Below are 25,755 nucleotides of genomic sequence, written 5' to 3'. Positions count from 1 at the left end.
AGTTCGGTCGGGGAGCCAGTGATGGTTCCCCGGCCGGCCCCAGGACCCCCGTTTCAGACCCCAAGACTTACAACCCTGAGAGGGATTGACGCATAGTGCTCGACGTCAACTTCTTCGATGAGCTCCGGATCGGTCTGGCTACCGCTGACGACATCCGTCAGTGGAGCCACGGCGAGGTCAAGAAGCCCGAGACCATCAACTACCGCACCCTCAAGCCCGAGAAGGACGGCCTCTTCTGCGAGAAGATCTTCGGCCCCACTCGGGACTGGGAGTGCTACTGCGGTAAGTACAAGCGTGTCCGCTTCAAGGGCATCATCTGCGAGCGCTGCGGCGTCGAGGTCACTCGCGCCAAGGTGCGTCGTGAGCGGATGGGCCACATCGAGCTGGCCGCTCCCGTGACCCACATCTGGTACTTCAAGGGCGTGCCGAGCCGGCTGGGCTACCTGCTGGACCTCGCGCCCAAGGACCTCGAGAAGGTCATCTACTTCGCCGCCTACATGATCACGTGGGTGGACGAGGAGCGCCGTACGCGCGACCTGCCCTCGCTGGAGGCGCACGTCTCCGTCGAGCGTCAGCAGATCGAGCAGCGCCGCGACTCCGACCTGGAGGCCCGCGCCAAGAAGCTCGAGACCGACCTGGCCGAGCTGGAGGCCGAGGGCGCCAAGGCCGACGCGCGCCGCAAGGTGCGCGAGGGTGCCGAGCGCGAGATGAAGCAGCTGCGTGACCGCGCGCAGCGCGAGATCGACCGTCTCGACGAGGTCTGGAGCCGCTTCAAGAACCTCAAGGTCCAGGACCTGGAGGGCGACGAGCTCCTCTACCGCGAGCTGCGTGACCGCTTCGGCACGTACTTCGACGGCTCCATGGGTGCCGCTGCGCTGCAGAAGCGCCTGGAGACCTTCGACCTGGACGAGGAGGCCGAGCGCCTCCGCGAGATCATCCGGACCGGCAAGGGCCAGAAGAAGACCCGTGCGCTCAAGCGCCTGAAGGTCGTCTCCGCCTTCCTGCAGACCCGCAACAGCCCCAAGGGCATGGTGCTGGACTGCATCCCGGTCATCCCGCCGGACCTGCGTCCGATGGTGCAGCTGGACGGTGGCCGCTTCGCGACCTCCGACCTGAACGACCTGTACCGCCGCGTCATCAACCGCAACAACCGCCTGAAGCGGCTTCTCGACCTCGGCGCGCCCGAGATCATCGTGAACAACGAGAAGCGCATGCTCCAGGAGGCCGTCGACGCGCTCTTCGACAACGGCCGTCGCGGTCGCCCGGTGACGGGCCCCGGCAACCGTCCGCTGAAGTCCCTCAGCGACATGCTGAAGGGCAAGCAGGGTCGATTCCGTCAGAACCTGCTCGGCAAGCGCGTGGACTACTCCGCGCGTTCCGTCATCGTCGTCGGCCCGCAGCTGAAGCTGCACCAGTGCGGTCTGCCCAAGGCCATGGCGCTGGAGCTCTTCAAGCCGTTCGTGATGAAGCGCCTGGTGGACCTCAACCACGCGCAGAACATCAAGTCGGCCAAGCGCATGGTCGAGCGCGGTCGCACCGTGGTGTACGACGTCCTCGAAGAGGTCATCGCCGAGCACCCGGTGCTGCTGAACCGTGCGCCCACCCTGCACCGCCTCGGCATCCAGGCCTTCGAGCCGCAGCTGGTCGAGGGCAAGGCCATCCAGATCCACCCGCTCGTCTGCACCGCGTTCAACGCGGACTTCGACGGTGACCAGATGGCCGTCCACCTGCCGCTCTCCGCGGAGGCGCAGGCCGAGGCCCGCATCCTGATGCTGTCCTCGAACAACATCCTCAAGCCGGCCGACGGCCGTCCGGTCACCATGCCGACCCAGGACATGGTGCTGGGCCTCTTCTTCCTCACCACGGACGAGGAGGAGCGCGAGGTCAAGGGTGAGGGCCGCTCGTTCGCCTCGGTCTCCGAGGCGATCATGGCCTTCGACGCCCGCGAGCTCTCGCTCCAGGCGAAGGTCGACATCCGCTTCCCGATCGGCACGGTGCCGCCGCGCGGCTGGACCCCGCCGGCCCCGGTCGAGGGCGAGCCGGAGTGGCAGCAGGGCGACAGCTTCCGGCTGCGGACGACCCTGGGCCGCGCGCTCTTCAACGAGCTGCTGCCCGAGGACTACCCGTTCGTCGACTACTCGGTGGGCAAGAAGCAGCTCTCCGCGATCGTCAACGACCTGGCCGAGCGCTACCCGAAGGTCATCGTGGCGGCGACGCTCGACAACCTGAAGGCGTCCGGCTTCTACTGGGCCACCCGTTCCGGCGTCACCGTCGCCGTCTCCGACATCGTCGTGCCGGAGGCCAAGAAGGCGATCGTCGCTGGTTACGAGGCGCAGGACGAGAAGGTCCAGAAGCAGTACGAGCGCGGTCTGATCACCAAGGACGAGCGCACGCAGGAACTCATCAACATCTGGACCAAGGCGACCAACGAGGTTGCCGAGGCGATGAATGAGAACTTCCCGAAGACCAACCCCATCTTCATGATGGTGGACTCGGGTGCGCGCGGAAACATGATGCAGATGCGTCAGATCGCGGGTATGCGTGGTCTGGTGTCGAACGCCAAGAACGAGACGATCCCGCGTCCGATCAAGGCGTCGTTCCGCGAGGGCCTGACCGTGCTGGAGTACTTCATCTCCACCCACGGTGCCCGTAAGGGTCTCGCCGACACCGCCCTGCGTACCGCCGACTCCGGTTACCTCACCCGTCGTCTGGTCGACGTCTCCCAGGACGTCATCATTCGCGAGGAGGACTGCGGCACCGAGCGCGGCCTGAAGCTGCGGATCGGTTCGAAGGGCGCGGACGGCATCCTGCGCAAGGCGGACGACGTCGAGTCCTCCGTGTACGCGCGGATGCTCGCCGAGGACGTGGTGGTCGACGGCAAGGTCGTCGCCCCGGCCAACGTCGACCTCGGTGACGTGCTGATCGACCAGCTGATCGCGCACGGCGTGGAGGAGGTCAAGACCCGCTCGGTCCTGACCTGTGAGTCCGCGGTCGGTACCTGTGCCTTCTGCTACGGCCGTTCGCTGGCCACCGGCAAGCTGGTCGACATCGGTGAGGCGGTCGGCATCATCGCCGCCCAGTCCATCGGTGAGCCCGGCACCCAGCTGACGATGCGTACCTTCCACACCGGTGGTGTGGCCGGTGACGACATCACCCTGGGTCTGCCGCGTGTCGTCGAGCTCTTCGAGGCCCGTACGCCCAAGGGCGTCGCCCCGATCTCGGAGGCGGCCGGCCGCGTCCGGATCGAGGAGACCGAGAAGACCAAGAAGGTCATCGTCACGCCGGACGACGGCAGCGACGAGACGGCCTACCCCGTCTCCAAGCGTGCCCGCATGCTGGTGACCGAGGGTGACCACGTGCAGGTCGGCCAGCCGCTGACCGTCGGTGCGATCAACCCGCACGACGTGCTGCGGATCCTGGGTCAGCGTGCCGTCCAGGTCCACCTGGTCGGCGAGGTCCAGAAGGTCTACAACAGCCAGGGCGTGGCGATCCACGACAAGCACATCGAGATCATCATCCGGCAGATGCTGCGCCGCGTGACGATCATCGAGTCCGGCGACGCGGAGCTGCTGCCGGGCGAGCTCGTGGAGCGCTCGAAGTTCGAGGGCGAGAACCGTCGCGTGGTGGCGGAAGGCGGCCACCCGGCCTCCGGCCGTCCGCAGCTGATGGGTATCACCAAGGCTTCGCTGGCGACGGAATCCTGGCTGTCGGCCGCCTCCTTCCAGGAGACGACCCGAGTTCTGACGGACGCGGCGATCAACGCCAAGTCCGACAGCCTCATCGGCCTCAAGGAGAACGTCATCATCGGTAAGCTCATCCCGGCCGGTACGGGCCTGTCCCGTTACCGCAACATCCGGGTCGAGCCCACCGAGGAGGCCAAGGCCGCGATGTACTCGGCCGTCGGTTACGACGACATCGACTACTCGCCCTTCGGCACCGGCTCCGGCCAGGCGGTCCCGCTGGAGGACTACGACTACGGTCCGTACAACCAGTAAGGCCACAGGCGCCTTCGCAGGGCGGTCACCCCACGGGGGTGGCCGCCCTGCGGCGTTCGGCGGGCCGTGGGAACTTGTCCTCCCATTGCCGCGTCTGTGATGAGAGGATGGGGACAACTGTTGAGCGGGGGGAGGTTCGCGACATGGCATTTCAGCCGTGGCAGGGTGGGCAGCCCGCGCAGAACCCGTATCAGGTGCCGGCCATGCGCGCCTCGCACGCCGATCGCGAGCGAGCGGTGGACGTGCTGAAGGCGGGCTTCGCCGAGGGGCGACTGGGGCAGCCGGAGTACGAGCAGCGGATCAGCCGGGCCTATCAGGCGCAGACCCACGCCGAGCTCCAGATGCTGGTCGCCGACCTGCCGCAGGGGCCGGTTCCGCAGGCGCAGTTCACGCCGCGGCCCGCGGTGCCCGCGGTGCCCGCGACGTTCCTCCCGATGCAGATGCCGGTGGCGCCGGCCACCAACGGTTCGGCCACCGGAGCGCTGGTCTGCGGACTGATAGGGCCGTTCACCTGGGGGCTGACGTCGATCCCCGCGGTGATCCTGGGGCACAAGGCGCGGGCCGAGATCCGGCGCACGGGGGAGCGGGGGGACGGTCAGGCGGTCGCCGGATTGGTGCTCGGTTGGCTCGGGATCGGTGCCTGGGCACTGTTCTTCCTGGTGATGGTGCTGCTGGCCGTGGGCCGTTCCTGACGGCGCCGTGCCTTCTTCCGTAGTGCACTTGATCCCACTACGGTGGCGGCAACGTCGGGGGAGTCCGGCGTGTCCTTCGCGTGTGCATTTGTTTTGACCGCAGCCAATGCGCTAGGTACGCTCTGACCTTGTGCCTGGGGTGTCCCTGGGCTGCCGTGCGCGCCTTCTCCCGCCCGCGGGTACCGCCCGGGTCGTCACAGACCCAGGAGGATCCCCGGCCGGAGAGTCCCGGCAGCGCGGAAGCCGGGTTTTGACACCGCAATCTGCCGCCGCCCTCGTCCCAGCGAGGACAGGTCTGCAGTGTTCGACACACCCGACCGCGTGGGTCGGGGAATGTTCCAGGTTAGCTTTACCGAGACTGGCACACAGAAACCGGAGAAGTAGTGCCTACGATCCAGCAGCTGGTCCGTAAGGGCCGGCAGGACAAGGTCGAGAAGAACAAGACGCCCGCACTCGAGGGTTCGCCCCAGCGCCGTGGCGTCTGCACGCGTGTGTTCACGACCACCCCGAAGAAGCCGAACTCGGCCCTGCGTAAGGTCGCGCGTGTGCGTCTGACCAGTGGGATCGAGGTCACCGCTTACATTCCGGGCGAGGGCCACAACCTGCAGGAGCACTCGATCGTGCTCGTGCGCGGCGGCCGTGTGAAGGACCTGCCGGGTGTTCGGTACAAGATCATCCGCGGCTCCCTCGACACGCAGGGCGTCAAGAACCGCAAGCAGGCTCGCAGCCGCTACGGCGCCAAGAAGGAGAAGTAAGAATGCCTCGTAAGGGCCCCGCCCCGAAGCGCCCGGTCATCATCGACCCGGTCTACGGCTCTCCTCTGGTGACCTCCCTCATCAACAAGGTGCTGCTGAACGGAAAGCGCTCCACCGCCGAGCGCATCGTTTACGGCGCCATGGAGGGTCTGCGTGAGAAGACCGGCAACGACCCGGTCATCACGCTGAAGCGCGCGCTGGAGAACATCAAGCCGACCCTTGAGGTCAAGTCCCGCCGTGTCGGTGGCGCGACCTACCAGGTCCCGATCGAGGTCAAGCCCGGCCGCGCCGCGACCCTCTCGCTCCGCTGGCTCGTGGGCTACTCCCGCGCCCGCCGCGAGAAGACCATGACCGAGCGCCTCATGAACGAACTGCTCGACGCCTCCAACGGCCTCGGCGCTTCGGTCAAGAAGCGTGAGGACACGCACAAGATGGCCGAGTCCAACAAGGCCTTCGCGCACTACCGCTGGTAGTCGCAACCCACATCGAGACCGAGAGAAGACTGAGCCACTATGGCTACCACTTCGCTTGACCTGGCCAAGGTCCGCAACATCGGGATCATGGCCCACATCGACGCGGGCAAGACGACCACCACCGAGCGGATCCTGTTCTACACCGGTGTCTCCTACAAGATCGGTGAAGTCCACGACGGCGCTGCCACGATGGACTGGATGGAGCAGGAGCAGGAGCGCGGCATCACGATCACGTCTGCCGCGACGACCTGCCACTGGCCGCTGGAGAACGTCGACAACACCATCAACATCATCGACACCCCGGGCCACGTCGACTTCACCGTCGAGGTGGAGCGCTCGCTGCGCGTGCTCGACGGCGCGGTGACGGTGTTCGACGGCGTCGCCGGTGTCGAGCCCCAGTCCGAGACCGTTTGGCGTCAGGCGGACCGCTACGGCGTTCCGCGCATCTGCTTCGTCAACAAGCTCGACCGGACGGGTGCCGAGTTCCACCGCTGCGTCGACATGATCGTGGACCGCCTGGGCGCGACCCCGATCGTGATGCAGCTGCCGATCGGCACCGAGGCCGACTTCAAGGGCGTCGTCGACCTCGTGACGATGAAGGCCCTGGTCTGGTCCGCCGAGGCCGCCAAGGGCGAGATGTACGACACCGTCGACATCCCGGACACGCACATCGAGGCCGCCGAGGAATGGCGCGGCAAGCTCCTCGAGGCCGTGGCCGAGAACGACGAAGAGGTCATGGAGCTGTACCTGGAGGGCCAGGAGCCCACCGTGGAGCAGCTCTACGCCGCGATCCGTCGCATCACCATCGCCTCCGGCAAGGCCGACGTCACCACCGTCACCCCGGTGTTCTGCGGTACCGCGTTCAAGAACAAGGGCGTGCAGCCCCTGCTCGACGCGGTCGTGCGCTACCTCCCCTCCCCGTTGGACGTCGAGGCCATTGAGGGCCACGCGGTCAACAACCCGGACGAGGTCGTCAAGCGCAAGCCGTCCGTGGACGAGCCGCTGTCCGCCCTCGCGTTCAAGATTGCGAGCGACCCCCACCTGGGCAAGCTCACCTTCATCCGGGTGTACTCGGGCCGCCTCGAGGCCGGCACGCAGGTGCAGAACTCGGTGAAGGGCAAGAAGGAGCGCATCGGCAAGATCTACCGGATGCACGCGAACAAGCGTGAGGAGATCGACGCGGTGGGTGCCGGCGACATCGTCGCCGTCATGGGTCTGAAGCAGACCACCACCGGTGAGACCCTCTGCGACGCGGGTTCCCCGGTGATCCTCGAGTCGATGGAGTTCCCGGCTCCGGTCATCCAGGTCGCCATTGAGCCCAAGTCCAAGGGCGACCAGGAGAAGCTGGGTGTCGCCATCCAGCGTCTCGCCGAGGAAGACCCCTCGTTCCAGGTGCACACCGACGAGGAGACCGGCCAGACCATCATCGCGGGTATGGGCGAGCTGCACCTCGACGTGCTGGTCGACCGTATGAAGCGTGAGTTCCGGGTCGAGGCCAACGTCGGCAAGCCGCAGGTCGCGTACCGCGAGACCCTGCGCAAGCCGGTCGAGCGCCTCGACTACACGCACAAGAAGCAGACTGGTGGTTCCGGCCAGTTCGCGAAGGTGCAGATCGCCATCGCGCCGCTCGAGGGCGACGGGTACGAGTTCGAGAACAAGGTCACCGGTGGCCGCATCCCGCGGGAGTACATCCCGTCCGTGGACGCGGGCTGCCAGGAGGCCATGGAGTTCGGTGTTCTCGCCGGCTACCCGCTGACCGGTGTCAAGGTCACCCTCCTCGACGGCGCTTTCCACGAGGTCGACTCGTCGGAAATGGCGTTCAAGATCGCCGGCTCGATGGCCTTCAAGGAGGCCGCCCGCAAGGCCAGCCCGGCCCTGCTCGAGCCGATGATGAAGGTCGAGGTCACCACGCCCGAGGACTACATGGGCGACGTGATCGGCGACATCAACTCCCGCCGTGGTCAGATCCAGTCCATGGAGGAGCGCGCCGGCGCCAAGCTCGTCACGGGCCTGGTTCCGCTCTCGGAGATGTTCGGCTACGTCGGAGACCTCCGCAGCAAGACGTCGGGTCGCGCGAGCTACTCGATGCAGTTCGACTCCTACGCCGAGGTTCCCAAGAACGTCGCCGAGGAGATCATCGCCAAGGCCAAGGGCGAGTAACTCACCCGTCGAGTTCACGCTCTAGGCTTGACTCCGGAGCCTGCCGGGGCATTCCGCCGCAACAGCGGAGGAATGCCCCCGGGCCCCGGGCTATCCAGCAAAGATCACCTGGCGCCGATGAGTAAGGCGTACAGAACCACTCCACAGGAGGACCCCAGTGGCGAAGGCGAAGTTCGAGCGGACTAAGCCGCACGTCAACATCGGCACCATCGGTCACATCGACCACGGTAAGACGACCCTCACGGCCGCCATTACCAAGGTGCTGCATGACGCGTACCCGGACCTGAACGAGGCCTCGGCCTTCGACCAGATCGACAAGGCTCCTGAGGAGCGCCAGCGCGGTATCACCATCTCGATCGCGCACGTCGAGTACCAGACCGAGACGCGGCACTACGCCCACGTCGACTGCCCCGGTCACGCGGACTACATCAAGAACATGATCACGGGTGCCGCGCAGATGGACGGCGCCATCCTCGTGGTCGCCGCCACCGACGGCCCGATGCCGCAGACCAAGGAGCACGTGCTCCTGGCCCGCCAGGTCGGCGTTCCGTACATCGTCGTCGCCCTGAACAAGGCCGACATGGTGGACGACGAGGAGATCCTGGAGCTCGTCGAGCTCGAGGTCCGTGAGCTCCTCTCCGAGTACGAGTTCCCCGGCGACGACGTTCCGGTCGTCAAGGTCTCCGCTCTGAAGGCCCTTGAGGGCGACAAGGAGTGGGGCAACTCCGTCCTCGAGCTGATGAAGGCCGTCGACGAGTCGATCCCGCAGCCCGAGCGCGACGTCGACAAGCCGTTCCTGATGCCGATCGAGGACGTCTTCACGATCACCGGTCGTGGCACCGTCGTCACCGGTCGTATCGAGCGCGGCATCCTCAAGGTCAACGAGACCGTCGACATCATCGGCATCAAGCAGGACAAGACCTCGACCACCGTCACCGGTATCGAGATGTTCCGCAAGCTGCTCGATGAGGGCCAGGCCGGTGAGAACGTCGGTCTGCTGCTCCGCGGCATCAAGCGCGAGGACGTCGAGCGCGGCCAGGTCATCATCAAGCCGGGCTCGGTCACCCCGCACACCGAGTTCGAGGCGCAGGCCTACATCCTGTCCAAGGACGAGGGTGGCCGCCACACGCCGTTCTTCAACAACTACCGTCCGCAGTTCTACTTCCGTACGACTGACGTGACCGGTGTTGTGACCCTCCCCGAGGGCACCGAGATGGTCATGCCGGGTGACAACACCGAGATGAAGGTGGACCTCATCCAGCCCGTCGCGATGGAAGAGGGCCTGAAGTTCGCCATCCGTGAGGGTGGCCGGACCGTCGGCGCCGGCCAGGTCACCAAGATCGTCAAGTAAGACGGTCTCCGGTTGATCCGGTAGTAGTTCGGGAAGCCCCGCTCGCCACCAGGTGGGCGGGGCTTCTTGACAGTTGGGCCTCGATTGGCCTTACGCGCGGCCTGTGTGGCACACTGTCCAGGTTGCTCGGTTGAGTGCCGATGCTGCGCGCCTCCCGCCGGGGGGACCGGAAGCGAGTCCCAGGTATTCGTCGTTCCTTTTCAGGGGCGGAAGTACGGGAATCTTCCGGGAAGCGTCAGCGGGGTGCCTCCTCCAGGCGCCCGGTGGGTGTTCTTCCCCCACGTTCTCCTCCTCGAGGGATCTTCCATGTGGAGATTTACGGGAAGGGGTGCGACACGCCCGACCGCGTGGGTCGGAGAAGAACGGTGACCTCCCGGGTCCCAGAGCGTTACGAGAGACAGGACTACGAAGTAGCCATGGCGGGACAGAAGATCCGCATTCGGCTCAAGGCCTACGACCACGAGGTCATCGACTCTTCGGCGAAGAAGATCGTCGAGACGGTGACCCGCACTGGTGCGTCGGTCGCGGGCCCGGTGCCGCTGCCCACTGAGAAGAACGTGTACTGCGTCATCAAGTCGCCGCACAAGTACAAGGACTCGCGCGAGCACTTCGAGATGCGCACGCACAAGCGCCTGATCGACATCCTCGACCCGACGCCCAAGACCGTTGACTCGCTGATGCGCCTGGACCTTCCGGCCGGCGTTGACATCGAGATCAAGCTCTGAGAGGCGCGGAAGAGATGGCTAAGCAGATCAAGGGGCTCCTGGGCGAGAAGCTCGGCATGACCCAGGTCTGGGACGAGAACAACCGTGTCGTCCCGGTGACCGTGGTGAAGGCCGGCCCCTGCGTCGTTACCCAGGTGCGCACCAATGACCAGGACGGTTACGACTCCGTCCAGATCGCCTTCGGCGAGATCGACCCGCGCAAGGTGAACAAGCCCCTCAAGGGCCACTTCGCGAAGGCCGACGTCACCCCCCGTCGCCACCTCGTCGAGGTCCGTACCGCCGATGCCGGCGAGTACACCCTCGGTCAGGAGCTGACCGCTGAGACCTTCGAGTCCGGCGTCAAGGTGGACGTGACCGGCAAGAGCAAGGGCAAGGGCTTCGCCGGCGTCATGAAGCGTCACGGCTTCCACGGCGGCAAGGCATCGCACGGTGCCCACCGCGTGCACCGTAAGCCTGGTTCCATCGGTGGCTGCGCCACCCCGGGCCGTGTGTTCAAGGGCATGCGGATGGCCGGCCGTATGGGCAATGAGCGGGTCACCACCCAGAACCTGACCGTCCACGCCGTTGACGCGGAGAAGGGTCTGCTGCTCATCAAGGGCGCAGTTCCTGGTCCGAACGGCGGCCTCGTCCTGGTCCGTACCGCGGCCAAGGGGGCCTGAGGTAACCGATGAGCACCATTGACATCCTTTCGCCGGCAGGCGACAAGGCCGGGACCGTCGAACTCCCCACGGAGATCTTCGACGCGAAGGTCAGCATTCCGCTGATCCACCAGGTCGTCGTCGCACAGCTGGCCGCTGCCCGACAGGGCACGCACAAGACCAAGACCCGTGGCGAGGTCCGCGGCGGTGGCAAGAAGCCGTACCGCCAGAAGGGCACCGGCCGCGCGCGCCAGGGTTCGACCCGTGCGCCGCAGTTCGCCGGTGGTGGCGTCGTCCACGGCCCCGTGCCGCGTGACTACAGCCAGCGGACCCCGAAGAAGATGAAGGCCGCCGCGCTGCGTGGTGCCCTCACCGACCGGGCCCGCCACAGCCGCATCCACGTCGTCTCCGGCGTGGTCGACGGCGCGGTGTCCACCAAGGCCGCCAAGGGCCTGCTCGGCAAGGTCAGCGACCGTAAGAACGTCCTGCTGGTCGCCGAGCGCTCCGACGAGGCCGCGTGGCTGTCCGCCCGCAACCTGCCCCAGGTGCACATCCTGGAGCCGGGCCAGCTGAACACGTACGACGTGCTCGTCTCGGACGACGTGGTCTTCACCAAGGCCGCCTTCGAGTCCTTCGTGTCTGGCCCCAAGGCCGTTGAGACCGAAGGGAGCGACGCCTGATGACTGAGGCCGTCGTCACCAGCAAGACCTTCACGGACCCGCGCGACGTCCTCGTCAAGCCGGTTGTTTCCGAGAAGAGCTACGCGCTGCTGGACGAGAACAAGTACACGTTCATCGTCGCGCCCGGCGCGAACAAGACCCAGATCAAGCAGGCCGTCGAGGCGGTCTTCTCGGTCAAGGTCACCGGGGTCAACACGATCAACCGTCAGGGTAAGCGCAAGCGCACCAAGACTGGTTTCGGGAAGCGCGCCAACACCAAGCGCGCCATCGTGACCCTCGCCGAGGGCGACCGTATCGACATCTTCGGCGGCCCGGTCTCCTAACGGAGTCCGAGTCGTCCGGAATCGGACGAGGACTGAGAAATGGGTATCCGCAAGTACAAGCCGACGACCCCGGGCCGTCGTGGCTCCAGCGTCGCCGACTTTGTCGAGATCACGCGGTCCACGCCGGAGAAGTCGCTGGTCCGCCCGCTGCACAGCAAGGGCGGCCGTAACAACGCCGGTCGTGTGACCGTTCGCCACCAGGGCGGTGGCCACAAGCGCGCCTACCGCGTGATCGACTTCCGTCGTCACGACAAGGACGGCGTGCCGGCCAAGGTCGCGCACATCGAGTACGACCCGAACCGCACCGCGCGCATCGCGCTGCTGCACTACGCCGACGGCGAGAAGCGCTACATCATCGCGCCGCGCGGCCTGCAGCAGGGTGACCGGATTGAGAACGGCGCTGGCGCCGACATCAAGCCGGGCAACAACCTGCCGCTGCGCAACATCCCGGTCGGTACGACCATCCACGCCATCGAGCTGCGGCCCGGCGGCGGCGCGAAGTTCGCCCGCTCCGCGGGTGCCTCCGTGCAGCTGCTGGCGCGTGAGGGCTCCATGGCCCACCTGCGCATGCCGTCCGGCGAGATTCGCCTGGTCGACGTCCGCTGCCGCGCCACCGTCGGCGAGGTCGGCAACGCCGAGCAGTCGAACATCAACTGGGGCAAGGCCGGCCGCATGCGCTGGAAGGGCGTCCGCCCGACCGTGCGTGGTGTCGTGATGAACCCGGTTGACCACCCGCACGGTGGTGGTGAGGGCAAGACTTCCGGTGGTCGCCACCCGGTCTCGCCCTGGGGCAAGAAGGAGGGTCGTACTCGCTCGCCGAAGAAGGCCAGCAACAAGTACATCGTCCGCCGCCGCAAGACGAACAAGAAGCGCTAGGAGCGGGTTTAGATGCCGCGCAGTCTCAAGAAGGGGCCCTTCGTCGACGACCACCTCGCCAAGAAGGTGGACGTACAGAACGATGCAGGCACCAAGAACGTCATCAAGACCTGGTCCCGCCGCTCCATGATCGTCCCGGCCATGCTCGGCCACACGATCGCGGTGCACGACGGCCGCAAGCACGTCCCGGTGTTCGTCACCGAGTCGATGGTCGGCCACAAGCTCGGCGAGTTTGCGCCGACCCGCACCTTCCGTGGCCACGAGAAGGACGACCGCAAGTCGCGTCGTCGCTGATCGACCGGAGTGCGAAGACTATGACTGACACCGAAGGGACAACCATGGAAGCCAGGGCCCAGGCGCGGTACATCCGCGTCACGCCCATGAAGGCCCGCCGCGTGGTGGACCTTATCCGTGGCATGGATGCCACGGAGGCTCAGGCGGTCCTGCGTTTCGCCCCGCAGGCCGCGAGCGTGCCCGTCGGCAAGGTGCTGGACAGCGCCATTGCCAACGCCGCGCACAACTACGACCACCCGGACGCCTCCACGCTGGTCATCAGCGAGGCATACGTGGACGAGGGCCCGACCCTGAAGCGGTTCCGTCCGCGTGCCCAGGGTCGTGCCTACCGGATCCGCAAGCGGACCAGCCACATCACCGTGGTCGTCAGCAGCAAGGAAGGAACCCGGTAATGGGCCAGAAGGTAAACCCGCACGGGTTCCGACTCGGCGTGACGACGGACTTCAAGTCCCGCTGGTACGCCGACAAGCTGTACAAGGACTACGTCAAGGAAGACGTCGCCATTCGTCGCATGATGACGAAGGGCATGGAGCGCGCCGGCATCTCCAAGGTGGAGATCGAGCGCACCCGTGAGCGCGTCCGCGTTGACATCCACACCGCTCGCCCGGGCATCGTCATCGGCCGCCGCGGCGCCGAGGCCGACCGCATCCGCGGTGAGCTGGAGAAGCTGACCGGCAAGCAGGTCCAGCTGAACATCCTCGAGGTCAAGAACCCCGAGACCGATGCTCAGCTGGTCGCCCAGGCCGTCGCCGAGCAGCTCTCGTCCCGCGTCTCCTTCCGTCGCGCCATGCGTAAGAGCATGCAGTCGACGATGAAGGCCGGCGCCAAGGGCATCAAGATCCAGTGTGGTGGCCGTCTCGGCGGCGCCGAGATGTCCCGCTCGGAGTTCTACCGCGAGGGCCGTGTGCCCCTGCACACGCTCCGCGCGAACGTCGACTACGGCTTCTTCGAGGCCAAGACCACCTTCGGCCGCATCGGCGTGAAGGTCTGGATCTACAAGGGCGACGTCAAGAACATCGCCGAGGTGCGTGCCGAGAACGCTGCCGCCCGTGCGGGCAACCGCCCGGCCCGTGGTGGTGGCAACGAGCGCCCGCGTCGCGGTGGCGAGCGTGGCGGCCGCGGCCGCAAGCCGCAGCAGCAGGCGTCGGCTGCCGAGGCCCCCAAGGCCGAGGCCGCTGCCGCTGCTCCGGCGGAGAACCCTGGAACGGAGGGCTGACCGACATGCTGATCCCTCGCAGGGTCAAGCACCGCAAGCAGCACCACCCGAAGCGGAACGGTATGGCCAAGGGCGGTACCGAGCTTGCCTTCGGTGAGTACGGCATTCAGGCCGTCACCGCGGCCTATGTGACGAACCGTCAGATCGAGTCCGCTCGTATCGCCATGACGCGTCACATCAAGCGTGGCGGCAAGGTGTGGATCAACATCTACCCCGACCGCCCGCTGACGAAGAAGCCGGCCGAAACCCGCATGGGTTCCGGTAAGGGTTCCCCGGAGTGGTGGATCGCGAACGTCAAGCCCGGTCGGGTGATGTTCGAGCTGTCCTTCCCGAACGAAAAGGTTGCCAAGGAGGCGCTGACCCGCGCCGCCCACAAGCTTCCGATGAAGTGCCGCATTGTGCGGCGCGAGGCAGGTGAGTCGTGATGGCGGCCGGTATCAAGGCGACCGAGCTGCGCGAGCTGAACAACGAGGACCTCGTTGCCAAGCTGCGTGAGGCCAAGGAGGAGCTGTTCAACCTCCGCTTCCAGGCGGCGACCGGACAGCTCGAGAACCACGGCCGGCTGAAGGCCGTCCGCAAGGACATCGCCCGGATCTACACCCTGATGCGGGAGCGCGAGCTCGGCATCGAGACGGTGGAGAGCGCCTGATGAGCGAGAAGAATGTGACTGAGACGAACGAGCGCGGTTTCCGCAAGACCCGTGAGGGTCTGGTCGTCAGCGACAAGATGGACAAGACCGTCGTCGTCGCCGTCGAGGACCGCGTCAAGCACGCGCTGTACGGCAAGGTCATCCGCCGTACCAACAAGCTCAAGGCGCACGACGAGCAGAACGCTGCCGGCGTCGGCGACCGCGTCCTCCTGATGGAGACCCGGCCGCTGTCCGCCACCAAGCGCTGGCGCATCGTCGAGATCCTCGAGAAGGCCAAGTAATTCCCTCACGGGGATTTCGACAGGCAAGCACATCCCTCCTGGGGGGACCCCCTAGGAACAGTTCCGCCAGGCTCGGCAGGGGCTGACGTCCCGTAAGGGGCGGGCCCCTGCCGGGAACCGGCAGACATTCAGGAGATAGACGTGATCCAGCAGGAGTCGCGACTGCGCGTCGCCGACAACACTGGTGCGAAGGAGATCCTTTGCATCCGTGTTCTCGGTGGCTCGGGTCGCCGCTACGCGGGCATCGGTGACGTCATCGTCGCCACCGTCAAGGACGCGATCCCCGGTGGCAACGTGAAGAAGGGTGACGTCGTCAAGGCCGTCATCGTTCGCACCGTCAAGGAGCGCCGCCGTCCGGACGGCTCGTACATCCGCTTCGACGAGAACGCGGCCGTCATCCTCAAGAACGATGGCGACCCCCGCGGCACCCGTATCTTCGGCCCCGTGGGCCGTGAGCTGCGCGAGAAGAAGTTCATGAAGATCATCTCGCTCGCGCCGGAGGTGCTGTAACCGATGAAGATCAAGAAGGGCGACCTGGTCCAGGTCATCACCGGCAAGGACAAGGGCAAGCAGGGCAAGGTCATCGCGGCCTACCCCCGCGAGGACCGTGTTCTGGTCGAGGGTGTCAACCGGGTCAAGAAGCACACCAAGGCCGGACAGACCGCTCGTGGTTCGCAGACCGGCGGCATCGTGACGACCGAGGCCCCTGTCCACGTCAGCAACGTGCAGCTGGTCGTGGAGCAGGACGGCAACAAGGTCGTCACCCGCGTCGGGTACCGCTTTGACGACGAGGGCAACAAGATCCGCGTTGCCAAGCGGACCGGTGAGGACATCTGATGACTGCCACCACCAACGCGCCGCGTCTCAAGACGCGCTACCGCGAAGAGATCGCCGGGAAGCTGAAGGACGAGTTCTCCTACGAGAACGTCATGCAGATCCCCGGTCTGACCAAGATCGTGGTCAACATGGGTGTGGGCGACGCCGCCCGCGACTCCAAGCTGATCGAGGGCGCCATCCGCGACCTCACCACGATCACCGGCCAGAAGCCGGCCGTCACCAAGGCCCGTAAGTCCATCGCGCAGTTCAAGCTGCGCGAGGGCCAGCCGATCGGTGCCCACGTCACCCTCCGCGGTGACCGCATGTGGGAGTTCCTGGACCGCCTGCTGTCGCTGGCGCTGCCGCGCATCCGCGACTTCCGTGGTCTGTCCCCGAAGCAGTTCGACGGTCGGGGCAACTACACCTTCGGTCTCACCGAGCAGGTCATGTTCCACGAGATCGACCAGGACAAGATCGACCGTACCCGGGGTATGGACATCACCGTGGTGACCACGGCGACCAACGACGACGAGGGCCGTGCCCTGCTTCGTCACCTCGGCTTCCCGTTCAAGGAGGCGTAAGCGAGATGGCGAAGAAGGCTCTTATTGCCAAGGCTGCTCGTAAGCCGAAGTTCGGTGTGCGTGCCTACACCCGCTGCCAGCGCTGTGGCCGCCCGCACTCCGTGTACCGCAAGTTCGGCCTGTGCCGCGTGTGCCTTCGTGAGATGGCTCACCGTGGCGAGCTGCCGGGCGTGACCAAGAGCTCCTGGTAATCCCCTAGTTGGGCATTACCGGAGGCTCTCGGTAAGCAATCGGCTGGTGGGCGCCCGGACCCGTTTCCCGTACGCTGGAAGGGTTTGGGCGCCCCGCCGCCCGAGACCGACCGCGGGCTCAGCCCGCATAACGTCGCTTACTACGCCGTAGGTCCCCGTGCCGCACCCGTCCCGACCGAGATCGGGGAGAGGGATGGCGCATATAGGAAACCCCGGCGAGAGAGGCCGAAGGCCAATTCATGACCATGACTGATCCCATCGCAGACATGCTGACCCGTCTGCGGAACGCGAACTCGGCATACCACGACACCGTGGCGATGCCGCACAGCAAGATCAAGTCGCACATCGCGGAGATCCTCCAGCAGGAGGGTTACATCACCGGCTGGAACGTCGAGGACGCCGAGGTTGGCAAGAACCTCGTTCTCGAGCTCAAGTTCGGGCCGAACCGCGAGCGCTCGATCGCCGGCATCAAGCGAATCTCGAAGCCGGGTCTGCGGGTCTACGCAAAGTCCACCAACCTGCCGAAGGTCCTCGGCGGCCTGGGCGTGGCGATCATCTCCACGTCCCACGGTCTCCTGACCGGCCAGCAGGCCAGCAAGAAGGGCGTGGGTGGGGAAGTCCTCGCCTACGTCTGGTAATCGGGAACGGAGGAATAGCTAATGTCGCGTATTGGCAAGCTGCCCATCCAGGTTCCCGCTGGTGTGGACGTCACCATCGAGGGCCGCACGGTCAACGTGAAGGGCCCCAAGGGTTCCCTCACGCACACCGTCGCGGCGCCCATCGAGGTCGCCAAGGGTGAGGACGGCGTCGTCGCCGTCTCCCGTCCGAACGACGAGCGTCAGAACAAGGCCCTGCACGGCCTGTCCCGCACGCTGGTGGCGAACATGATCACCGGCGTGACCCAGGGCTACGTGAAGAAGCTCGAGATCAGCGGTGTCGGTTACCGCGTCCAGGCCAAGGGTTCCAACCTGGAGTTCTCCCTGGGCTACAGCCACCCGATTCTGATCGAGGCGCCCGAGGGCATCTCGTTCAAGGTCGAGTCGCCGACGAAGTTCAGTGTCGAGGGCATCGACAAGCAGAAGGTCGGCGAGGTCGCCGCGAACATCCGCAAGCTGCGGAAGCCCGACCCGTACAAGGCCAAGGGTGTCAAGTACGAGGGCGAAGTCATCCGCCGCAAGGTCGGAAAGGCGGGTAAGTAAGCCATGGCATACGGTGTGAAGATCGCTAAGGGCAACGCCTACAAGCGCGCTGCTGCCAAGCGTCGCCACATCCGCATCCGCAAGCGGATTTCGGGTACTTCGGAGCGTCCGCGTCTGGTCGTGACGCGGTCCAACCGCGGCATCTTCGCCCAGGTGATCGACGATGTTGCGGGCCACACTGTGGCCTCGGCGTCGACCCTGGACGCGTCGATCCGTGGTGGCGAGGGCGACAAGAGCGCCCAGGCTCAGAAGGTGGGCGCCCTGGTCGCCGAGCGTGCCAAGGCCGCCGGTGTCGAGGCCGTCGTGTTCGACCGCGGTGGCAAGCAGTACGCCGGGCGGATTGCCGCTCTGGCCGACGCCGCCCGCGAAGCCGGGCTGAAGTTCTAAGCCCCGGTTCCGGAGCTAGCGGACGTAACAGAGAGAGGTAAATCCAATGGCTGGACCCCAGCGCCGCGGAAGCGGTGCCGGTGGCGGCGAGCGGCGGGACCGGAAGGGTCGCGACGGTGGCGCTGCCGCCGAGAAGACCGCGTACGTTGAGCGCGTTGTCGCGATCAACCGCGTCGCCAAGGTTGTCAAGGGTGGCCGTCGCTTCAGCTTCACCGCGCTCGTCGTGGTGGGCGACGGTGACGGCACCGTAGGTGTCGGTTACGGCAAGGCCAAGGAAGTTCCGGCTGCCATCGCCAAGGGCGTGGAAGAGGCCAAGAAGAACTTCTTCAAGGTTCCCCGTATCGCCGGTACCGTCCCGCACCCGATCCAGGGCGAGAAGGCTGCGGGCGTCGTCCTGCTCAAGCCGGCTTCCCCCGGTACCGGTGTGATCGCCGGTGGCCCGGTGCGCGCCGTCCTGGAGTGCGCGGGCATCCACGACGTGCTGAGCAAGTCGCTCGGCTCGTCCAACCCGATCAACATCGTGCACGCCACGGTGACGGCGCTCAAGGGCCTGCAGCGGCCCGAGGAGATCGCCGCCCGTCGTGGCCTGCCGCTGGAGGACGTGGCCCCCGCCGCTCTGCTGCGGGCGCGTGCAGGGGTGAGTGCGTAATGGCTCGCCTCGAAATCACGCAGGTCAAGTCCGTGATCGGCAGCAAGCAGAACCACCGCGACACCCTGCGTTCGCTTGGTCTGAAGCGGATCAACGACGTGGTTGTCAAGGACGACCGTCCCGAGTACCGCGGCATGGTGCACACCGTCCGCCACCTCGTGTCGGTCAAGGAGGTCGACTGACATGGCGGAGACCAACCCGCTGAAGGTCCACAACCTCCGGCCCGCCCCGGGCGCCAAGACCGCCAAGACCCGTGTCGGTCGTGGTGAGGCGTCCAAGGGTAAGACCGCTGGTCGTGGTACCAAGGGCACCAAGGCCCGTTACCAGGTTCCGGAGCGCTTCGAGGGTGGGCAGATGCCCCTCCACATGCGCCTCCCGAAGCTGAAGGGCTTCAAGAACCCCGCCCACAAGCAGTTCCAGGTCGTGAACCTGGACCGGCTGGCCGCGCTCTACCCGCAGGGTGGCGAGGTCACGGTGGCCGACCTGGTCGCCAAGGGCGCGGTGCGCAACAACGAGCTCGTCAAGGTGCTCGGCACCGGCGAGATCTCCGTGGCAGTGCAGGTGACGGTTGACGCCGTCTCCGGCTCCGCCAAGGAGAAGATTGCCGCCGCCGGCGGCACCGTCACCGAACTCCTCTGAGTTCGTTGGTTCAACTGACCGGGGATGCCCATCGTTTGGGGCATCCCCGGTTGGTCGTTCCACGGGGGTACGGTCGCCGGTAAGGTGGCCTGCACTGTTTGATTTGTCCGGGGTCCGCTCCGGAACGCACCGTGCGGGCGCTGTCCGCGCGGTACAGCCGCTACGTATTCGTCGATCCTCAAGACCGTCACCTCTCAGCCTGTGAAGGCGGGAGGCGCAGGAGGCACCGTGCTCACCGCGTTCGCCCGAGCGTTCAAGACGCCCGACCTGCGCAAGAAGCTGCTGTTCACGTTGGGCATCATCGTGCTCTACCGGATCGGAGCGCACGTCCCGGTCCCAGGAGTGAACTACGCGAACGTCGAGACCTGCATGAAGCAGGCCGGCGGCAACAGCGGGTTGTTCGCCCTGGTGAACATGTTCAGCGGTGGAGCGCTGCTGCAGATCACGATCTTCGCGCTGGGGATCATGCCGTACATCACGGCGAGCATCATCCTCCAGCTGTTGACCGTGGTGATTCCCCGGTTGGAGGCCCTCAAGAAAGAGGGGCAGTCCGGCCAGGGGAAGATCACCCAGTACACCCGCTACCTGACCGTGGCACTGGCCGTGTTGCAGGGCACCGGCCTGGTGGCCACCGCCCGCAGCGGTGCGCTCTTCCAGAGCTGCCCGGTCGCCAGCCAGATCGTGCCCAACGACTCGATCTTCACCACCATCACGATGGTGGTCACGATGACCGCCGGCACCTGCCTGATCATGTGGCTCGGTGAACTCGTCACCGACCGCGGCATCGGCAACGGCATGTCGATCCTGATGTTCATCTCGATCGCCGCCGGCTTCCCGGGCGCGCTGTGGCAGATCAAGCTCCAGGGCAAGCTCGCCGACGGTTGGATCGAGTTCTTCTCGGTGATCGTGGTGGGCCTGGCGATGGTCGCCCTCGTGGTCTTCGTCGAGCAGGCGCAGCGGCGCATTCCGGTGCAGTACGCGAAGCGCATGATCGGGCGCCGTTCCTACGGCGGTACGTCCACTTACATCCCGCTCAAGGTGAATCAGGCAGGTGTGATTCCTGTCATCTTCGCGTCGTCACTGCTCTACATCCCGGCGCTCATCGCACAGTTCAGCGGGTCGAAGGCGGCATGGGCGACCTGGATCGCCACCAACTTCACCAAGGGAAATCACCCCGTTTACATCCTTACGTACTTCTTGTTGATCGTTTTCTTCGCCTTCTTCTACGTGGCCATCAGCTTCAACCCCGAAGAAGTTGCCGACAACATGAAGAAGTATGGTGGCTTCATCCCGGGCATCCGGGCTGGTCGCCCGACGGCCGAGTACCTCAGCTACGTGCTCAACCGGATCACGTGGCCGGGATCGCTGTACCTGGGGCTGATCGCGCTCGTACCAACAGTGGCGTTGGTGCTGTTCAACGCGAACCAGAACTTCCCGTTCGGCGGGACGAGCATCCTGATCATCGTGGGTGTGGGTCTGGAGACCGTGAAGCAAATCGAGAGCCAGCTTCAGCAGCGCAACTACGAAGGGTTCCTCCGCTGATGCGAATCGTCCTCGTCGGACCCCCGGGGGCCGGTAAGGGTACGCAGGCCGCGTACCTCGCCAAGAACCTCGCGATCCCGCACATCTCCACGGGGGACCTGTTCCGCGCCAACATCTCCCAGGGCACGCCCCTGGGGGTCGAGGCGAAGTCCTACATGGACGCCGGCAACCTCGTGCCGGACTCGGTCACGATCGGGATGGCCGAGGACCGCATGGGGCAGGCCGACGCGGCCGAGGGTTTCCTGCTGGACGGTTTCCCGCGCAACCTCGGCCAGGCCGAGGCGCTGGACGCCTACCTCCAGGGCAAGGGCCTGAAGTTGGACGCCGTCCTGGACCTGGAGGTCCCCGAGGACGAGGTCGTCAAGCGGATCGCCGGCCGGCGGATCTGCCGCAAGGACTCCAGCCACGTCTTCCACGCCGAGTACAACAAGCCGGCGGCCGAGGGTGTCTGCGATGTCTGCGGCGGCGAGCTGTACCAGCGCGAGGACGACCACGAGGACACCGTCCGCAAGCGGCTGGAGGTCTACCACGCGGAGACCGAGCCGATCATCGACTTCTACCGGGCCCAGGGCCTGGTCTCCACGATCTCTGCCCTCGGCAAGGTCGCGGAGGTCACCGAGCGCGCGATGAGTGCCTTGGGCGGCGACGCGTAGAGCGGCACGCTCCGAACGGCCGCGGTTGTCCAGCACGGGCGCCGCGGCCGTAGTGTTGGGTGGGCGGGAAAAGCCCGCGGACGAGAGTGAAGGCGGAAGGCACCGGGATGCTGGAGATCAAGAACCCCGCACAGATCGCGAAGATGCGCGAGGCGGGGCTGGTGGTCGCCGCCATTCACGCGGCCACGCGTGAGGCCGCGGTGCCGGGTGCCACGACCAAGGACCTGGACGACGCGGCGCGCAAGGTGCTCGCCGAGCACGGTGCGAAGTCCAACTTCCTCGGGTACGGCGGCTTCCCCGCCACGATCTGCACCTCCGTGAACGACGTCGTCGTGCACGGCATCCCGTCCGCCGACGAGGTGCTGCAGGACGGCGACATCATCTCCATCGACTGCGGCGCGATCATCGACGGCTGGCACGGCGACGCCGCGTACACGGCCTTCGTCGGGTCCGGTCACTCCGCGGAGCTGGTCGAGCTCAGCCGGGTCACCGAGGAGTCGATGTGGGCGGGGATCGCCGCGGTCGCCAAGGGCAACCGGCTGGTGGACATCTCCAAGGCGATCGAGGGGTACATCCGTCGCCAGCCGCGGCCGGCCAGCGGCAAGTACGGCATCGTCGAGGACTACGGCGGCCACGGCATCGGCTCGCAGATGCACATGGACCCGCACCTGCTGAACTACGTCGACCGCAAGCGCGGCCGCGGACCGAAGCTGGTGCCCGGCTTCTGCATCGCCATCGAGCCGATGGTCAACCTCGGCACCGCCAAGACCCACGTGCTCGAGGACGACTGGACGGTCAAGTCCAACGACGGCAGCTGGTCCTCGCACTGGGAGCACTCGGTCGCGGTGACCGAGGACGGCCCGCTGGTGCTCACCGCCCCCGACGGCGGCAAGGCCAAGCTCGCGTCCCTCGGCATCACCGCGGCGCCCGACCCGTTGGCGTAGGACCGGTCGTTCGGCCCGCGTCGTCGCCGGGCCTTATGCGTAACGATCTCCGCGGTTGGGCAATACTCCTGGATTCGTCTTTTCTCAGGCACTGACGTAGACTGACGCGTCGGCTCTCGTGCACCCGTGTGCCCGCACGTCGGGTGCGACACGTGCAAGTTAGTCGATCAAGGTAGCCGATCCGAAAGGCGAAGCGTGGCCAAGAAGCAAGGTGCCATCGAGATTGAGGGCACCGTGATCGAGTCTCTACCGAACGCAATGTTCAAGGTAGAGCTCCAGAACGGTCACAAGGTCCTCGCGCACATCAGCGGCAAGATGCGGATGCACTACATCCGCATCCTCCCGGATGACCGGGTCGTCGTGGAGCTCTCTCCCTACGACCTGACGCGTGGCCGTATCGTCTACCGGTACAAGTAGATCTTGCCGACGCCCCGTTCCCGTGGGGCAGCGGCACTGACCCGGAGAACCTGCATCCCATGAAGGTCAAGCCGAGCGTCAAGAAGATCTGCGACAAGTGCAAGGTGATCCGCCGCCACGGCCGGGTCATGGTCATCTGCGACAACCTGCGCCACAAGCAGCGCCAGGGCTGACGCACGCCGACCACCTGCATTTCGCAGTTCGCGCGACGCAAGCACATCACGTACATACGCAGTCACCCGACTCCCGCGCCCCGCGCGAGGGACGACACCCCCGGCTCGGAGGCCGGGGACCCGGCTCGTAATGCCGAAGAGTCTTACGGGAACGGTGCTGCGGAAGACCTCCGAATAGCCATCAGGAGCCACATCAATGGCACGCCTCGCAGGCGTTGACCTCCCGCGCGAAAAGCGGGTGGAGGTCGCCCTCACCTACGTCTTCGGTATCGGGCGGACGCTCTCGCAGCAGACCCTCGCCGCCACCGGCGTGAACCCGGACACCCGGGTCCGCGACCTGGCCGAGGAAGACCTGGTCAAGATCCGCGAGTACGTGGACAACAACCTCAAGACCGAGGGTGACCTCCGTCGCGAGATCCAGGCCGACATCCGCCGCAAGGTCGAGATCGGCTGCTACCAGGGTCTGCGCCACCGTCGCGGCCTGCCGGTGCACGGTCAGCGCACCAGCACGAACGCCCGTACCCGCAAGGGTCCGCGTCGCGCGATCGCCGGCAAGAAGAAGCCGGGCAAGAAGTAGTCCTCAGCAGGACCACGTCAGCGGTCTTCGCTGTAGGACCGACCACCTCCACGGGAGATATTGAATGCCTCCGAAGGGCCGTACGGCTGGCGCCAAGAAGGTGCGCCGCAAGGAGAAGAAGAACGTCGCCCACGGGCACGCTCACATCAAGAGCACGTTCAACAACACGATCGTTTCGATCACCGACCCGACCGGGAACGTGATCTCTTGGGCCTCTGCCGGCCATGTCGGCTTCAAGGGCTCGCGCAAGTCCACCCCCTTCGCCGCGCAGATGGCTGCCGAGTCGGCCGCCCGCCGCGCGCAGGAGCACGGCATGCGCAAGGTCGACGTCTTCGTCAAGGGTCCGGGCTCGGGCCGCGAGACCGCCATCCGTTCGCTTCAGGCGACCGGTCTTGAGGTGGGCTCCATCCAGGACGTCACCCCCACCCCGCACAACGGATGCCGCCCGCCCAAGCGTCGCCGCGTCTGACCCACTGAAGTAGGAGACAACTAGACAATGGCGCGTTACACCGGGGCCGACTGCAAGCGTTGCCGTCGGGAGAAGCAGAAGCTCTTCCTCAAGGGGAGCAAGTGCGAGAGCGCGAAGTGCCCGATCGAGATCCGTCCTTACCCCCCGGGTGAGCACGGTCGCGGGCGCACCAAGGACAGCGAGTACCTGCTGCAGCTTCGTGAGAAGCAGAAGTGCAGCCGCATCTACGGTGTCCTTGAGAAGCAGTTCGTGAACTACTACAAGGAAGCGAACCAGAAGTCCGGCAAGACCGGTGAGAACCTTCTGCGCATCCTTGAGACCCGCCTCGACAACGTGGTCTACCGGGCCGGCTTTGCCAAGTCCCGCGACCACGCCCGTCAGCTGGTGCGTCACGGACACATCCAGGTCAACGGCCGCAAGACCGACATCCCGTCGTCTCGCGTCGCTGTGAACGACATCATCGAGGTCCGCACGGGCTCCAAGAACCTGACCCCCTTCGAGGTGGCCAAGGCGGAGGCCGGCGAGAAGACCGTCCCGGCGTGGCTCGAGGCGATGCCCTCTCAGCTGCGGGTCCTCGTGCACGGCCTGCCCGAGCGCCAGGTGATCGACACCCAGGTGCAGGAGCAGCTGATCGTTGAGCTCTACTCGAAGTAAGAGTTGAGCGAGGTGGTCCGGGCGGTACGGAGCCGATGGCGTCGTACCGCCCGTACCCTTTGAAGTACAGCGGACGTCAAATAGCGGGCGTCCACGACTGAAGGAAAGACACCATGCTGATTGCTCAGCGTCCCTCGTTGACCGAAGAGGTCGTCGACGAGTACCGCTCCCGGTTCGTGATCGAGCCGCTGGAGCCGGGCTTCGGTTACACCCTCGGCAACTCCCTGCGCCGGACCCTGCTGTCCTCGATCCCGGGTGCGGCGGTCACGTCGATCCGCATCGACGGCGTGCTGCACGAGTTCACCACCGTGCCGGGCGTCAAGGAAGACGTCACCGACCTGATCCTCAACATCAAGCAGCTGGTCGTCTCCTCGGAGCACGACGAGCCGGTCGTGATGTACCTGCGCAAGCAGGGCCCGGGTCTGGTCACCGCCGCCGACATCGCGCCGCCGGCCGGTGTCGAGGTGCACAACCCCGACCTGGTCCTGGCCACGCTGAACGGCAAGGGCAAGCTGGAGATGGAGCTGACCGTCGAGCGCGGTCGCGGCTACGTCTCCGCCGTGCAGAACAAGCAGGTCGGCCAGGAGATCGGCCGGATCCCGGTCGACTCGATCTACTCGCCGGTCCTCAAGGTCACCTACAAGGTCGAGGCGACCCGTGTCGAGCAGCGGACCGACTTCGACAAGCTGATCGTCGACGTCGAGACCAAGCAGGCGATGCGTCCGCGCGACGCCATGGCCTCGGCCGGCAAGACCC

36 protein-coding genes are annotated in these 25,755 nt (G+C 66.0%); all 36 read left to right on the top strand.

The window, feature by feature from the left end; all coding sequences use genetic code 11:
* Positions 1 to 95 precede the first annotated feature (95 nt).
* Positions 96 to 3,995, top strand: a complete 3,900-nt coding sequence (locus ABD385_RS26325) for a DNA-directed RNA polymerase subunit beta' (RefSeq protein ID WP_344580562.1) — start codon at positions 96 to 98, stop codon at positions 3,993 to 3,995.
* Positions 3,996 to 4,198: 203 nt separating this feature from the next.
* Positions 4,199 to 4,687: a DUF1707 and DUF4190 domain-containing protein gene (locus ABD385_RS26320; RefSeq protein ID WP_344580832.1), complete on the top strand. Its 489-nt coding sequence runs from the start codon at positions 4,199 to 4,201 to the stop codon at positions 4,685 to 4,687.
* A gap of 383 nt (positions 4,688 to 5,070) precedes the next feature.
* A complete protein-coding gene (gene rpsL, locus ABD385_RS26315; RefSeq protein WP_003948652.1) occupies positions 5,071 to 5,442 on the top strand; it encodes a 30S ribosomal protein S12 in 372 nt (123 codons plus the stop codon).
* Positions 5,443 to 5,444: 2 nt separating this feature from the next.
* On the top strand, positions 5,445 to 5,915 hold the full coding sequence (rpsG, locus tag ABD385_RS26310; protein ID WP_030986135.1) for a 30S ribosomal protein S7: 471 nt from the start codon (positions 5,445 to 5,447) through the stop codon (positions 5,913 to 5,915).
* A 39-nt stretch (positions 5,916 to 5,954) separates the two neighbouring features.
* Positions 5,955 to 8,075, top strand: a complete 2,121-nt coding sequence (gene fusA, locus ABD385_RS26305) for an elongation factor G (RefSeq protein ID WP_344580559.1) — start codon at positions 5,955 to 5,957, stop codon at positions 8,073 to 8,075.
* Positions 8,076 to 8,232: 157 nt separating this feature from the next.
* Entirely contained in the window at positions 8,233 to 9,426 is a 1,194-nt protein-coding gene (gene tuf / locus ABD385_RS26300) for an elongation factor Tu (protein ID WP_344580557.1), read from the top strand.
* A gap of 416 nt (positions 9,427 to 9,842) precedes the next feature.
* Positions 9,843 to 10,151 carry a 30S ribosomal protein S10 gene (gene rpsJ, locus ABD385_RS26295; protein WP_003948644.1) on the top strand — a complete coding sequence of 103 codons (309 nt, stop codon included), beginning with the start codon at positions 9,843 to 9,845 and terminating at the stop codon, positions 10,149 to 10,151.
* A 14-nt stretch (positions 10,152 to 10,165) separates the two neighbouring features.
* Positions 10,166 to 10,810 (top strand): 50S ribosomal protein L3, encoded by a 645-nt coding sequence (rplC, locus tag ABD385_RS26290; RefSeq protein ID WP_016571053.1) that lies wholly within the window; start codon positions 10,166 to 10,168, stop codon positions 10,808 to 10,810.
* Between the two features lie 8 nt (positions 10,811 to 10,818).
* Positions 10,819 to 11,469 (top strand): 50S ribosomal protein L4, encoded by a 651-nt coding sequence (gene rplD, locus ABD385_RS26285; protein WP_344580554.1) that lies wholly within the window; start codon positions 10,819 to 10,821, stop codon positions 11,467 to 11,469.
* Positions 11,469 to 11,792, top strand: coding sequence for a 50S ribosomal protein L23 (rplW, locus tag ABD385_RS26280; RefSeq protein WP_100604423.1), 324 nt, complete (start codon positions 11,469 to 11,471; stop codon positions 11,790 to 11,792). The genes rplD and rplW overlap by 1 nt, the downstream gene beginning before the upstream one ends.
* Positions 11,793 to 11,831: 39 nt before the next feature.
* The gene (gene rplB / locus ABD385_RS26275; RefSeq protein ID WP_016571056.1) at positions 11,832 to 12,668 is read left to right on the top strand and encodes a 50S ribosomal protein L2; all 837 of its coding nucleotides are present in this window, start codon (positions 11,832 to 11,834) and stop codon (positions 12,666 to 12,668) included.
* 12 nt (positions 12,669 to 12,680) lie between these two features.
* Positions 12,681 to 12,962, top strand: coding sequence for a 30S ribosomal protein S19 (gene rpsS / locus ABD385_RS26270; RefSeq protein ID WP_016571057.1), 282 nt, complete (start codon positions 12,681 to 12,683; stop codon positions 12,960 to 12,962).
* Between the two features lie 44 nt (positions 12,963 to 13,006).
* Positions 13,007 to 13,354 carry a 50S ribosomal protein L22 gene (gene rplV / locus ABD385_RS26265; protein WP_344580829.1) on the top strand — a complete coding sequence of 116 codons (348 nt, stop codon included), beginning with the start codon at positions 13,007 to 13,009 and terminating at the stop codon, positions 13,352 to 13,354.
* Positions 13,354 to 14,178 carry a 30S ribosomal protein S3 gene (rpsC, locus tag ABD385_RS26260; protein WP_344580550.1) on the top strand — a complete coding sequence of 275 codons (825 nt, stop codon included), beginning with the start codon at positions 13,354 to 13,356 and terminating at the stop codon, positions 14,176 to 14,178. The genes rplV and rpsC overlap by 1 nt, the downstream gene beginning before the upstream one ends.
* A 5-nt stretch (positions 14,179 to 14,183) precedes the next feature.
* A complete protein-coding gene (rplP, locus tag ABD385_RS26255; protein ID WP_016571059.1) occupies positions 14,184 to 14,603 on the top strand; it encodes a 50S ribosomal protein L16 in 420 nt (139 codons plus the stop codon).
* Entirely contained in the window at positions 14,603 to 14,827 is a 225-nt protein-coding gene (gene rpmC / locus ABD385_RS26250) for a 50S ribosomal protein L29 (RefSeq protein ID WP_344580548.1), read from the top strand. Before rplP ends, rpmC begins: the two co-directional genes overlap by 1 nt.
* On the top strand, positions 14,827 to 15,108 hold the full coding sequence (rpsQ, locus tag ABD385_RS26245) for a 30S ribosomal protein S17 (RefSeq protein ID WP_006604882.1): 282 nt from the start codon (positions 14,827 to 14,829) through the stop codon (positions 15,106 to 15,108). The genes rpmC and rpsQ overlap by 1 nt, the downstream gene beginning before the upstream one ends.
* A 141-nt stretch (positions 15,109 to 15,249) precedes the next feature.
* Entirely contained in the window at positions 15,250 to 15,618 is a 369-nt protein-coding gene (gene rplN, locus ABD385_RS26240; RefSeq protein WP_003998823.1) for a 50S ribosomal protein L14, read from the top strand.
* Positions 15,619 to 15,621: 3 nt separating this feature from the next.
* Positions 15,622 to 15,945: a 50S ribosomal protein L24 gene (gene rplX / locus ABD385_RS26235; protein ID WP_344580546.1), complete on the top strand. Its 324-nt coding sequence runs from the start codon at positions 15,622 to 15,624 to the stop codon at positions 15,943 to 15,945.
* Positions 15,945 to 16,505: a 50S ribosomal protein L5 gene (rplE, locus tag ABD385_RS26230; protein ID WP_016571061.1), complete on the top strand. Its 561-nt coding sequence runs from the start codon at positions 15,945 to 15,947 to the stop codon at positions 16,503 to 16,505. The genes rplX and rplE overlap by 1 nt, the downstream gene beginning before the upstream one ends.
* Before the next feature lie 5 nt (positions 16,506 to 16,510).
* Positions 16,511 to 16,696, top strand: coding sequence for a type Z 30S ribosomal protein S14 (locus ABD385_RS26225; RefSeq protein WP_003956452.1), 186 nt, complete (start codon positions 16,511 to 16,513; stop codon positions 16,694 to 16,696).
* A gap of 239 nt (positions 16,697 to 16,935) precedes the next feature.
* Positions 16,936 to 17,334 carry a 30S ribosomal protein S8 gene (rpsH, locus tag ABD385_RS26220; RefSeq protein ID WP_344580543.1) on the top strand — a complete coding sequence of 133 codons (399 nt, stop codon included), beginning with the start codon at positions 16,936 to 16,938 and terminating at the stop codon, positions 17,332 to 17,334.
* A 21-nt stretch (positions 17,335 to 17,355) separates the two neighbouring features.
* A complete protein-coding gene (gene rplF, locus ABD385_RS26215; RefSeq protein ID WP_344580541.1) occupies positions 17,356 to 17,895 on the top strand; it encodes a 50S ribosomal protein L6 in 540 nt (179 codons plus the stop codon).
* Positions 17,896 to 17,898: 3 nt separating this feature from the next.
* On the top strand, positions 17,899 to 18,282 hold the full coding sequence (rplR, locus tag ABD385_RS26210) for a 50S ribosomal protein L18 (RefSeq protein WP_016571064.1): 384 nt from the start codon (positions 17,899 to 17,901) through the stop codon (positions 18,280 to 18,282).
* Between the two features lie 46 nt (positions 18,283 to 18,328).
* Positions 18,329 to 18,931: a 30S ribosomal protein S5 gene (gene rpsE, locus ABD385_RS26205; RefSeq protein ID WP_016571065.1), complete on the top strand. Its 603-nt coding sequence runs from the start codon at positions 18,329 to 18,331 to the stop codon at positions 18,929 to 18,931.
* Positions 18,931 to 19,113, top strand: a complete 183-nt coding sequence (gene rpmD, locus ABD385_RS26200; RefSeq protein ID WP_016571066.1) for a 50S ribosomal protein L30 — start codon at positions 18,931 to 18,933, stop codon at positions 19,111 to 19,113. Before rpsE ends, rpmD begins: the two co-directional genes overlap by 1 nt.
* A gap of 1 nt (position 19,114) precedes the next feature.
* Positions 19,115 to 19,570: a 50S ribosomal protein L15 gene (gene rplO / locus ABD385_RS26195; protein ID WP_344580537.1), complete on the top strand. Its 456-nt coding sequence runs from the start codon at positions 19,115 to 19,117 to the stop codon at positions 19,568 to 19,570.
* A 228-nt stretch (positions 19,571 to 19,798) separates the two neighbouring features.
* Positions 19,799 to 21,112, top strand: a complete 1,314-nt coding sequence (secY, locus tag ABD385_RS26190; RefSeq protein ID WP_344580535.1) for a preprotein translocase subunit SecY — start codon at positions 19,799 to 19,801, stop codon at positions 21,110 to 21,112.
* On the top strand, positions 21,112 to 21,765 hold the full coding sequence (locus ABD385_RS26185) for an adenylate kinase (RefSeq protein ID WP_344580534.1): 654 nt from the start codon (positions 21,112 to 21,114) through the stop codon (positions 21,763 to 21,765). Before secY ends, ABD385_RS26185 begins: the two co-directional genes overlap by 1 nt.
* A gap of 107 nt (positions 21,766 to 21,872) precedes the next feature.
* Positions 21,873 to 22,709, top strand: coding sequence for a type I methionyl aminopeptidase (gene map, locus ABD385_RS26180; RefSeq protein ID WP_344580532.1), 837 nt, complete (start codon positions 21,873 to 21,875; stop codon positions 22,707 to 22,709).
* 195 nt (positions 22,710 to 22,904) lie between these two features.
* Entirely contained in the window at positions 22,905 to 23,126 is a 222-nt protein-coding gene (gene infA / locus ABD385_RS26175) for a translation initiation factor IF-1 (protein ID WP_003956442.1), read from the top strand.
* Positions 23,127 to 23,185: 59 nt separating this feature from the next.
* Positions 23,186 to 23,299 carry a 50S ribosomal protein L36 gene (rpmJ, locus tag ABD385_RS26170; RefSeq protein ID WP_003956441.1) on the top strand — a complete coding sequence of 38 codons (114 nt, stop codon included), beginning with the start codon at positions 23,186 to 23,188 and terminating at the stop codon, positions 23,297 to 23,299.
* Positions 23,300 to 23,495: 196 nt separating this feature from the next.
* Positions 23,496 to 23,876, top strand: coding sequence for a 30S ribosomal protein S13 (gene rpsM, locus ABD385_RS26165; RefSeq protein ID WP_006604894.1), 381 nt, complete (start codon positions 23,496 to 23,498; stop codon positions 23,874 to 23,876).
* A gap of 64 nt (positions 23,877 to 23,940) precedes the next feature.
* Positions 23,941 to 24,345, top strand: coding sequence for a 30S ribosomal protein S11 (gene rpsK, locus ABD385_RS26160; protein ID WP_004571845.1), 405 nt, complete (start codon positions 23,941 to 23,943; stop codon positions 24,343 to 24,345).
* A 27-nt stretch (positions 24,346 to 24,372) separates the two neighbouring features.
* The gene (rpsD, locus tag ABD385_RS26155; protein ID WP_344580529.1) at positions 24,373 to 24,999 is read left to right on the top strand and encodes a 30S ribosomal protein S4; all 627 of its coding nucleotides are present in this window, start codon (positions 24,373 to 24,375) and stop codon (positions 24,997 to 24,999) included.
* Positions 25,000 to 25,112: 113 nt separating this feature from the next.
* The coding region (locus ABD385_RS26150; RefSeq protein ID WP_344580527.1) for a DNA-directed RNA polymerase subunit alpha at positions 25,113 to 25,755 on the top strand (643 nt) is incomplete at its 3' end.

Origin of the sequence: Streptomyces lunalinharesii (assembly GCF_039532155.1) — a bacterium.
In the GTDB taxonomy this organism is placed as follows: Bacteria; Actinomycetota; Actinomycetes; order Streptomycetales; family Streptomycetaceae; genus Streptomyces; species Streptomyces lunalinharesii.
Note: the sequence above shows the minus strand (reverse complement) of the source record. Positions and strands in the feature narration are given on the sequence as shown.